At 56.5% G+C, this 9938-nt stretch carries 12 protein-coding genes and 2 pseudogenes; all 14 read left to right on the top strand.

Translation table 11 applies throughout. The features are described 5' to 3' along the window. Window positions 1-218 precede the first annotated feature (218 nt). A pseudogene (locus AC075L_RS17300) lies at window positions 219-302 on the top strand (Maff2 family mobile element protein); the annotation flags it as partial. A gap of 41 nt (window positions 303-343) precedes the next feature. Beyond that, window positions 344-1210 carry a VirB6/TrbL-like conjugal transfer protein, CD1112 family gene (locus AC075L_RS17295; RefSeq protein ID WP_118573554.1) on the top strand — a complete coding sequence of 289 codons (867 nt, stop codon included), beginning with the start codon at window positions 344-346 and terminating at the stop codon, window positions 1208-1210. 43 nt (window positions 1211-1253) lie between these two features. Then, complete coding sequence (locus AC075L_RS17290) at window positions 1254-1676, top strand: septation protein SpoVG family protein (protein ID WP_476387938.1); 423 nt, start codon at window positions 1254-1256, stop codon at window positions 1674-1676. A gap of 9 nt (window positions 1677-1685) precedes the next feature. Further along, on the top strand, window positions 1686-2339 hold the full coding sequence (locus AC075L_RS17285) for a DUF7007 domain-containing protein (RefSeq protein WP_476387937.1): 654 nt from the start codon (window positions 1686-1688) through the stop codon (window positions 2337-2339). Between the two features lie 44 nt (window positions 2340-2383). Further along, window positions 2384-2770: a PrgI family protein gene (locus AC075L_RS17280; RefSeq protein WP_118524197.1), complete on the top strand. Its 387-nt coding sequence runs from the start codon at window positions 2384-2386 to the stop codon at window positions 2768-2770. Next, a pseudogene (locus AC075L_RS17275) lies at window positions 2688-5127 on the top strand (VirB4-like conjugal transfer ATPase, CD1110 family). Before AC075L_RS17280 ends, AC075L_RS17275 begins: the two are co-directional and overlap by 83 nt. 279 nt (window positions 5128-5406) lie before the next feature. Further along, the gene (locus tag AC075L_RS17270; RefSeq protein ID WP_476387936.1) at window positions 5407-7074 is read left to right on the top strand and encodes a C40 family peptidase; all 1668 of its coding nucleotides are present in this window, start codon (window positions 5407-5409) and stop codon (window positions 7072-7074) included. A gap of 22 nt (window positions 7075-7096) precedes the next feature. Beyond that, the gene (locus tag AC075L_RS17265; RefSeq protein WP_015553882.1) at window positions 7097-7363 is read left to right on the top strand and encodes a DUF4315 family protein; all 267 of its coding nucleotides are present in this window, start codon (window positions 7097-7099) and stop codon (window positions 7361-7363) included. Further along, window positions 7350-7997, top strand: a complete 648-nt coding sequence (locus AC075L_RS17260) for a DUF4366 domain-containing protein (protein ID WP_025543445.1) — start codon at window positions 7350-7352, stop codon at window positions 7995-7997. Before AC075L_RS17265 ends, AC075L_RS17260 begins: the two co-directional genes overlap by 14 nt. A gap of 2 nt (window positions 7998-7999) precedes the next feature. After that, the gene (locus AC075L_RS17255; protein ID WP_318272949.1) at window positions 8000-8191 is read left to right on the top strand and encodes a hypothetical protein; all 192 of its coding nucleotides are present in this window, start codon (window positions 8000-8002) and stop codon (window positions 8189-8191) included. Beyond that, window positions 8192-8593 (top strand): cysteine-rich VLP protein, encoded by a 402-nt coding sequence (locus tag AC075L_RS17250; protein ID WP_050005650.1) that lies wholly within the window; start codon window positions 8192-8194, stop codon window positions 8591-8593. A gap of 132 nt (window positions 8594-8725) precedes the next feature. Continuing rightward, the gene (locus AC075L_RS17245) at window positions 8726-9316 is read left to right on the top strand and encodes a defense against restriction DarA-related protein (RefSeq protein WP_476387935.1); all 591 of its coding nucleotides are present in this window, start codon (window positions 8726-8728) and stop codon (window positions 9314-9316) included. 12 nt (window positions 9317-9328) lie between these two features. After that, a complete protein-coding gene (locus tag AC075L_RS17240) occupies window positions 9329-9511 on the top strand; it encodes a DUF4316 domain-containing protein (RefSeq protein WP_003500078.1) in 183 nt (60 codons plus the stop codon). Beyond that, the gene (locus AC075L_RS17235) at window positions 9511-9852 is read left to right on the top strand and encodes a plasmid mobilization protein (protein WP_012741672.1); all 342 of its coding nucleotides are present in this window, start codon (window positions 9511-9513) and stop codon (window positions 9850-9852) included. Before AC075L_RS17240 ends, AC075L_RS17235 begins: the two co-directional genes overlap by 1 nt. The last annotated feature ends 86 nt before the right edge of the window (window positions 9853-9938 follow it).

The following is a 9938-nucleotide window of genomic DNA, read 5'->3' as shown; positions in this document are numbered from 1 at the left end:
CCCTTAACCGCTTAATCAAAGAAATCGTCGTGCATGAACGCATTGACGAAGATAAAACAAGACACATTTCTATCGAAATTCATTTTAATCTCAAACCCATCCCGGAGGTGGAACAGGTCACTGCCTGACCTGTCCCGCCGGGACGGTTCTCTAAAAAACACCATATAGATTTTTTGTACGCCGCCGCCCGCCATCGAGCAGAGTTTTACACCTAATTGGGGATAAAACAGCTCATGGCGGGCGGCGGTGTCGTTCTGATCGGCCTTCAGCTTATCCCTCTGCTGTCCGGGCTGTTCAGCTAAGTGTCACCCGTTGTCCCTTTTTCCAGAAAAGGAGCTGATGTATGGACTTTATCATCGACGCAATCGTTGAATGGCTGAAAGGTCTGCTCGTCGATGGTATCATGGGAAATCTGGATGGCCTTTTCGATAACGTCAATCAGAGCGTTGGCGAGATCGCCACACAGGTAGGCACGACCCCGGCGGACTGGAACGCCGGGGTCTTTTCCATGATACGACAGATCTCTGAAACTGCCATTCTGCCAATCGCCGGGGTCATCCTCACTTTTGTAATGACCTATGAGCTGATACAGATGCTCATAGAACGCAACAACCTCCATGAAATTGATACATGGATGTTTTTTAAGTGGGTGTTCAAAACCTTTGTGGCTGTGATGATCCTGACGAATACCTTCAATATCGTGCTGGCGGTCTTTGATGTGAGCCAGCATGTGATACAGCAGTCAGCGGGCATTATCCAGAACGGGACAGAGATCGCGCCGGATGTGCTGGACAGTCTGCGGACAGAGCTTGAGGCGATGGAGTTAGGTCCTCTGTTCGGACTTTGGCTCCAGTCCTTCCTGATCCAGCTTACCATGATTGCCCTTAATATCGTGATCTTTGTCATCGTATATGGCCGTATGATTGAAATTTATTTACTCACAAGTTTAGCGCCTATCCCGTTTGCCACAGTCCCCAACAGGGAAACCGGACACATGGGGCAGAACTATTTCCGATCCCTCTTTGCGGTGGGCTTTCAAGGTCTATTGATCTTAGTCTGTGTCGCCATCTATGCGGTGCTGATCCAGAGTATCGCCACCGACGGCGACCCCATTGGGGCGATCTGGGGCTGCGTGGGATATACGGTGCTGCTGTGTTTTACCTTATTCAAAACAGGCAGTCTTGCAAAATCCATCTTCGGCTGCCATTAAGAGACTTCGGGCCATGATGACCCGAAGCGGAAAGGAGCAATCCATGCAGGAAAAAACTGCGGGCGGAACACCAGCCGCCCCTATAAAGCTGGATGTAAGCGTGCGGGTCATCGAACCTGTGAAAAACCTCATGGGCTTTGCCAGCGTGAAATTCAATGACTGCTTTGTGGTGGAAAATCTGAAAATCGTACAGGGCAGCAAGGGCCTCTTTCTTGGGATGCCCAGCCAGCCGGACGGCAAAGGCGGCTACCGGGATATGGCCTACCCTGTCACAAAGGAGTTCCGAGAACAGCTCAACACCGCTGTTCTGCAAGCCTATGAGGCAAAGCTGGAACAGATGGCGGAGCGCGGCTCTATGGGGCGTGCGTCCATCAGCGACCAGCTCAAAGCCGGGAAAGCGGCTGCCGAACAGGCAAAGGCGGAACGGCCTCCGAAGGAAAAGCCCAGCCGTGGTGCAGAGCGTTGACCTCGGGCCATGCTGGCCCGAAGCAGAAAGGAGGCGGGAAGCATGCCACGCAAACGGACGGGCTATGACGCGGCCTGCTATTACGACGGAAAACTGCTGGGCCGCTGTACCAAAGCGGACAGCGACGCCTATACCCTGTTGATGAACGCCTGCGGCGGGGAGGCCGCCCGTGTCCTTCGGGAATATGCCTATTTTTCCCCGGAACTGAAAGCCATCTTAGAAAAGGCGGCGCTCATGCAGGCGGACCGGAGCCGGACGGGCGGAATGTTCCATGCGCCGAGAAGCTCCCCGTGGGGCGAAGTGCAGAGCTGTGAAACCCTCTGTCCGGGGGTGTTTCTGGTATCTACTGCCAACCACGGCGGAACGATGGTGGCAAACGAGGTAGCCGCCGTCCTCTCCCCAGCGGCCAAAAAATGCGGCTTCAAGGACAAGGGCTATATCTGCTATGAGGAGGACGCGCAGGAAAGCGTAGTGCTCCGGGAACTGCTGGATAAAAAGCTGTGGAACATCCCTGACCGCATTAAGGACAAAGGACAGTTTGAAGAAAAACTCAATCAGTCCATCCGGCAGTATCACCCCGAATACTGGCGGGCAAGGCAGAGCGGACGAGAGGCCGCCGAAGCTGCCCGCAGCACAGCCCCGGCCAAAGAGGCCGCAAGATAACCTCGGGCCATGCTGGCCCGAAGCAATAAAGGAGGTGTACCAAAATGGCCTATGTGCCAGTACCAAAAGACCTTTCCAAAATCAAGACAAAGCTGGCCTTCAACCTAACGAAGCGCCAGCTTGTTTGTTTTTCCAGCGCAGCGGCGGTGGGCCTCCCGGCTTACCTGTTTTCCCGTGGCAGTATCGGGAACAGTGCCGCCATGTTCCTGATGATCGGCCTCATGCTCCCGTTCTTCTTTCTGGCTATGTATGAACGAGACGGTCTGCCGCTGGAAAAAGTGCTGAAAAACATCATCCGCACCCGGTTCCTCTATCCCCGTGTGCGGCCTTACAAAACCGAAAACTTCTATGCGCTGCTTGGCGCCAGAAAGGAGGCGCAGCCGATTGCGAAACAGCAGAAGGGCCGGAAAGCCCGCAGGCAGAAAGCCTGAAAAGCAGGGCCTTACCGGCCTGTTCACGAAAGGAAAGAACATTCCCACCACCGCCCAGCAGACCCTCCCTTACCGGGAAATGTACCGGGACGGGGTGTGCCGGGTAGCGGACCGCTATTACACCAAAACCAATTGAATACGAGGACATCAACTACCAGCTCGCACAGTCCGAAGATCAGGCAGCCATCTTTGACGGGTGGAGCGCCTGCCTCAACTACTTTGACAGCAGCCTTCCGTTCCAGCTTTCCTTCCTCAACCACCGGAGCCGCCCGGGCAGCCGGTACAGCGTGAACATCCCCATGCAGGACGATGATTACAACAGCGTCCGGTGTGAGTATGTGGAAATGCTGGAAAACCAGATCGCCAAAAGCAACAACGGCATTGTCCGCACAAAGCTCCTGACCTTCGGCGTGAACGTGGACGACCTTCCCACCGCCAGGGCAAGGCTGGAACGTGTAGAGGCGGACATTTGCGGGAACTTCAAAAAGCTGGGCGTCAAGTGCCGCTCCCTTTCGGGGCTGGAACGGCTGGAGCTTCTTCACGGGCAGCTCCACCCCGGCGGCGGCTCCCCCTTCCGGTTTTCATGGGATATGATCCCCAAAACCGGGCTTTCCACCAAAGACTTTATCGCCCCGGACAGCTTCGATTTCCGTTTCAGCCGACTGTTCCGGGTGGGGACGACCTGGGGCGCTGCCTCTTCTACTTTGCAGATTTTGGCCTCGGAGCTCTCGGACAAGCTGTTCTTGCTGGCGGAGCTTTTGGAAATGGATGCGGAAATGACCATTACCCTCCATATCCAGACCGTCGATCAGGCCGCCGCCGTAAAATCCATCAAGGCCAAAGTCTCCGACATTGACAAGATGAAAGTGGAGGAACAAAAAAAGGCAGCCCGGTCAGGGTACGACATGGACATACTCCCGCCTGACCTTGTAACGTACAGCAACGACGCAAAGACCCTCTTGGAAGATTTACAGAGCCGGAATGAAAGAATGCTCCTTCTGACCTTCCTTGTGGTAAACATGGCCCCGACCCGCCGGGAGCTGGACAACGACCTGTTCACGGTGTCCGGTATCGTCCAGAAATACAACTGCACCTTGAAGCGGCTGGACTTCCAGCAGGAGGACGGTTTTCTTTCCAGCCTTCCGCTGGGCCATAACGGCATTGAGATCAAGCGCGGCATGACCACCAGCTCCACGGCCATTTTCGTTCCCTTTATGACGCAGGAGCTCCGCATGGATGGCGAAGCCGTCTATTACGGGCTCAACGCCCTTTCCCATAACGTCATCATGGCAAACCGGAAAAAGCTCAAAAACCCCAACGGCCTGTTCCTCGGTGTGCCGGGCTCCGGTAAATCCTTCGCCGCAAAGCGGGAGCTTGTGAACGTGTTCCTTGCCACAAAAGACCGCATTATCGTGGTGGACCCGATGGGCGAATACTCGCCCCTTATCAGGCGGCTGGGCGGACAGGTCATCGAGATCGCACCGGACAGCCCCCACCACATCAATCCGATGGACATTGATTTGAGCTTTGACGAGGAAAACCCGATGGCACTGAAAGCCGACTTTATCCTGTCGCTGATGGAGCTGATCGTCGGCGGCAAGGACGGCTTGCAGCCGGTGGAGCGTACCGTCATTGACCGCTGTGTGCGCCAGATGTACCGGGAACACTTGCAGGACCCGGAAACAAGCAAAATGCCGACCCTCCAAACCCTGTATGACCTGCTCTGTTCCCAGCCGGAGGGCGAGGCGGTACGGCTGGCAACTGCCCTTGAAATCTATGTGTCGGGCTCTCTCAACGTGTTCAACCATGAAACCAATGTGGACCTGAACCGCCGCCTTGTGTGCCTTGATCTGAAAAAGCTGGGGGCCGGGCTTCGGACGATTGCCATGCTCATTATGCAGGACTTGGTAAACTCGCAGGTGTCCATGAATTTCCTGCGCGGTATCGCTACATGGTGCTACTTCGACGAGTTCCATGTGCTGCTGCGTGACCGGCTGACGGCAAGCTATTGTGTGGCGATCTGGAAAATGCTCCGTAAGAAGGGCTGCGTACCCAGCGCCTTAACGCAGAACGTGAAGGATTTCCTTGCCAGCCCGGAGATTGAGAACATCTTTGAAAACTCGGACTTCCTTGTGCTGCTCTCGCAGGCACAGGGGGACCGGCAGATTTTAGCCAAACAGCTTGGGATCAGCCCCCACCAGCTTTCCTATGTGACCCATGCCAATTCCGGCGAAGGGCTGCTGTTCTTCGGAAACACCACCATCCCGTTTGTTGACCGCTTCCCGCAGAATACCGAGCTGTACGCCATTATGACCACCCGCCCGGAGGACAAAAAACAGGAAATGAACCGGGCGTAACACACTTCGGGCCATGATGGCCCGAGGTTTGGAAAGGAGGGATACATTATCGGAAAGAAACCGGACAAACGGAATTTTCAAAGGCCGGGGCCGACGGAGGATACCGGGGGCAATCGCCCCGGACCGGCTGAACGGGAAAGACCTTCCCCCGCACCATCCCGACGTCTGCGGTTTGAGGACGAGGATACCGGACAGGACATCCCTTCGGGCCACAATGGCCCGAAGTCCAAAAGCGGCAAGTTTCAAGAGGACAGCCGGAAAAGCCGTCCCTCTGACCGCATGAGGCAGGAGGATGAAGCGGGCGGGCCGCAGGATACCGGCAAGGCACAGGAGCCGGAGGGCTCCGCCGAGAAGGCCGGGAGCAAAAAGGACAAGTACCAGAAAGCACAGGCAAAAGCGGAACACGCCGGGGGAAAGCTGGGAAAGGCCCGGGAGAAACTGGACAAGACCGAGGCAAAACGGGCAGCGAAGAAGCCGCCGGGGCTTGCAAAAAAGGCAGTCCGGGGAGCCCGCACAGAAGCGTGGTTCTATGTCCACAACAAGATACACGAGGTTGAGCATGAAAATGTGGGTGTGGAAGGAGCCCATAAATCCGAGCTGGCCGCAGAGGCCGGAGCCCGGAAACTGACCCGCTATGCCAAACGCCGCTGGCGGGAACACCCAGCCCGGAAGGTGGCAAAGTGGGAACGGAAGGACATAAAAGCCCGGGCCAATGTGGATTTTCAAAAGATGGCCTCCGAGCACCCGGAACTTGCCAGCAATCCGCTTTCCCGTGTGCAGCAGAAATGGAAACTGAAACGCCGGTATTCCAAAGAAGCAAAGGCGGCTGCAAAACAGGGCGCAAAGGCCGCAAAGAAAACCGCTGCCGCTTCGGGAACTGCGACCCGTCGGGCGGCGCAGTTTGTGACCCGTCATCCCGTGGCGGTGCTGGTCCTGCTCCTGCTGTTGCTGCTCTGTTTTCTTGTGTCGGCGGTAAGCTCTATCTTTCCCACGCTTGGCAGCGGCCTTGCCAATGCGTTATCCGGCACCTCCTACGCCTCGGAGGATACGGACCTGCTGGGCGTGGACGAGGACTACACGGCACTGGAAAACGAGCTGGCGCAGACGGTAGCGAACATCGAAAGCACCCATCCCGGCTATGACGAGTACCGCTATTCCGTGGACGAGATCGGCCATAACCCCTATGAGCTGGCATCCTATCTCTCGGCAAAGTACCATGTGTATTTCCGGGAACAGGTGCAGGACGAACTGCGGGAGATCTTCGAGGCACAGTATGAGCTGACCTTGACGGAGGAAGTCGAGATACGCTACCGCACCGAAACCAGCACCGACCCGGAGACCGGGGAAACCACCACCGAGGAAGTCCCCTATGAGTATTACATCTTAAATGTGACCCTCACAAACAAGACGCTGCCCACCGTGATCCTGCCGAGGCTTAACGAACAGCAGCGGGAAATCTACACCGTTATGCAGCAGCTCAAAGGCAACAAACCCTATCTGTGGGAAGGGATTTACAACGGCGGCGAAGATACCGGCCCCAGCTATGAGATACCCGGCGAGGCGCTGGATGACCCGGCTTTTGCGGCGCTCATGGAAGAAGCCACAAAGTACATCGGCTGGCCCTATGTGTGGGGCGGCTCCAGCCCGTCCACCTCCTTTGACTGTTCGGGCTTTGTCTGCTGGGTGTACACGGCCAGCGGCGTCCACAACCTGCCCCGTACCACGGCGCAGGGCATTTATAACCAGTGCGCTATCATTTCCCCCTCCGAGGCAAAGCCCGGCGACATTATCTTTTTCACGGGGACCTATGACAGCCCCGGCCCTGTGTCCCATGTGGGGATTTATGTGGGCGACGGGATGATGCTCCATTGTGGTTCGCCCATCCAATACGCAAACATCAATTCAAGCTACTGGCAGACACATTTCTATGCCTTCGGGCGTTTGTGAGCCAGTGGAAAGGAGTCCTTGCATGAACAAGATCGACAAGCTCGATAAGGAATTGGAAAAAGCCCGGGAGAAGGCTGCCGAATGGCAGGCAAAAATCCGGGAGCTGGAAAAGCAGAAACAGGAGGAAGAAAACAGCCAGATCGTGCAGGCGGTGCGCTCGCTCAAACTGACCCCCACCCAGCTTATGGCTTTTCTGAATGACCCCAAAAACAGCCTTACCGCTTCGGGCCATACTGACCCGAAGCCGGAGGCACCCGAAAAGGAGGACACAGCCCATGAAGAAAATTAAATACCGCAGGCTGGCGGCGATGGCTGCCAGCCTTTTGTGTTGCCTGAGCTTTACGGTCCCGGCCTACGCTCAGAGCAGCGAGCCGCAGCCGGAGACAACGCCCGCCCCGGTGGAAACCGAAGCGGAGCCGGAAACCCAGAACCCCTTTACCCCGGACGGGACGGGAACCGTGGTGGACAACGCCACCGACGCGGATGGAAAGGAGTTCTACACCATCACGACCGCAGACGAGAGCGTGTTTTATCTGGTGATCGACAAACAGAAAACCAGCGAGAACGTCTATTTCCTCAATACCGTTACCACAGACGACCTTCTTCCTCTTGCCGAACAGGGTAAGGAACCGCCCAAAGAAGTGACCCCGGAGCCAGAGCCAAAGCCCACCGAACCGGTGGAGGAAGTACCGGAACCCGAGCCGGAGAAAAAGGACAGCCCCCTTCTCTCTCTGCTCCTGATCGGTGCGGTGGTGCTGGCCGGCGGTGGGATTGGTTACTATTTCAAGATTTACAAGCCGAAGCATGAGGCCCCGGATTTGGAAGATGATTACTGCGAATATGAGGACGGGGAGCTGGAGGAGATCGCAGAGGAACCCGAGGACGAAGATACCCCGCCGTGGGAGGAAGATACGGAGGAATGAGAATGAATTTTACAAGCAGCCCTTTTGAACGAATGATGAAGGAAGTACCGCACCCCGGCTGGGACAATGACAACCCTTGTAAGGGATGCCGTTATTACAAGGAGTGCAAAGGAAAGAAAAAACAGTGCCGGAAGAAGTTCCGGGCGCTGATCGTGGAGCCCCGCCCTTCGGGCCATCGTGGCCCGAAGTCTTAAATGGACGCCCGGGAGCTGACCCGTGACGAGAAGAAGAAAATCCGTACTCTGGTCACGGGGATGTGCGCCAACTATGACCGGGAAAGCGGCCTGTGCCTTCCTCTTGACTGTGCCTGCTATATGCTGCACAAGTGCTGGACAGGGGCGTACTGCCGTTATTTCCGTGAGGCTGTCCTGCCTCTTAACCCGGAGCTTCAAGCGTCGTTGACAACGGAAGGCATCTCCCCGGAGCTGCGAGCCTGTGCGGTCTGCGGAAAGGCGTTTTTGCCCGAGGGGCGTCAAGCCTACTGTTCCGACGCCTGCAAGGCCGAAGGGAACCGCCGAAAAAGCCGGGAACGCATGAGGAAAATGCGGGAGAAAAGGCCGGGCGGCTGTTACGATTTGCCGCCTCCAAAGGCTTGACATTCCGGGCTTTTTTGAGGGTGTTTCCGGGGTGGGAATATCTTATTACATTTCTCCCCGGTCTGCCCTCTTATTTCGTAACATCCAGCACTTCGGGTCATGTTAGCCCGAGGCACAGAAAGGAGGTATCTCTTGGAGACAGTACAAGGATATGTGATTTTGAAAGCTGCCACCTTTGAAACCGGACACGGCTTTGCGCTGGGGCATAATCCGGGAGCGCCGAGCCCCTTTGTGACCTGGCAGTTTACCGAGGGGGAAAACGGCCATCGGGATTACTACTGGGGCCGCTATGGAACCAGTCAGGCGTGGGCGCAGCGGGACTTTGACCGCCGGGTGGACGACTATCAGCAGCTTTACCATGCGGCGGTCAAGCATACCGAGCTGGGACCGGAGGGCGTTTACCGCTATTATTCCACCCAGCGGCCCGTGGACATAGGAACTTACCCGAAGCCGCCGGATAACCAGCCCCTTTCCATTGTCAACTACGATGATGACAGGCGGCGTCCTATGGCAGACGGCAGGCTGATGGCATGGGGCGAACTGACCTACGCAAAGCCGCTGACCGAAAAGCAGATGGAGGATTATGAACTGAAACCAGCACCGGGCAATCCTGACCGGGTGCGCCCATCCATTACCGCCCGGCTCAAAGAAGGAACCAGAGGGCAGGAACCCCCGAAGGAGCCCGGCCAGAGGCGGAGCCATAAAAACCATGAGGAACGATAAAGGAGGATCGCCATGCACGAAAAAGACAACTATCTGAAAACCGCCGAGCTCTCCACAGAGCAGAACTGCAACATGATCGACGGCGTACCCAACAACACGCCCATCCCGCCCACGCCCCCGGAGCTGGACGCAAAACCGCTGGATAAGGTAAAGGAGCCCAAAGAGCGCCGGAAAGGCCGGGAGCTGGAACGCTGATGGAGAACCGCAAGCGGAATGTCCATCTGCACGTCATGGTAACGCCGGACGAGCTGGCAGCCATCCATGAACGGATGGCTGAGGCGGGCATTTCCAACGCCGGGGCTTATGTACGGAAAATGGCTCTGAATGGGTATATCCTGCACATCGACCTTGCGCCCGTAAAAGAGCTGATCTCTCTGCAACGGCGCTGTTCTAACAATCTCAATCAGGTTGCCATACACGCACATACCTATGGCGTGTACCCGGAGGAAATCGACGGATTGAAGCGGGACTATGAAAAGCTGTGGGGCGAGGTGTCAAAGGTGCTGCGGGAGCTCTCCGAGCTGGTGGCAAAGTAAGACGAGGGCGGCAGGCTTCCGTTGCGGGGCTTGCCGCCCTGCTCTTTTTTTACCACTTCGGGCCAGTATGACCCGAAAGTTTGGGA

The organism is Blautia sp. ZXY-1-B12 (genome assembly GCF_056339915.1).
Note: the sequence above shows the minus strand (reverse complement) of the source record. Positions and strands in the feature narration are given on the sequence as shown.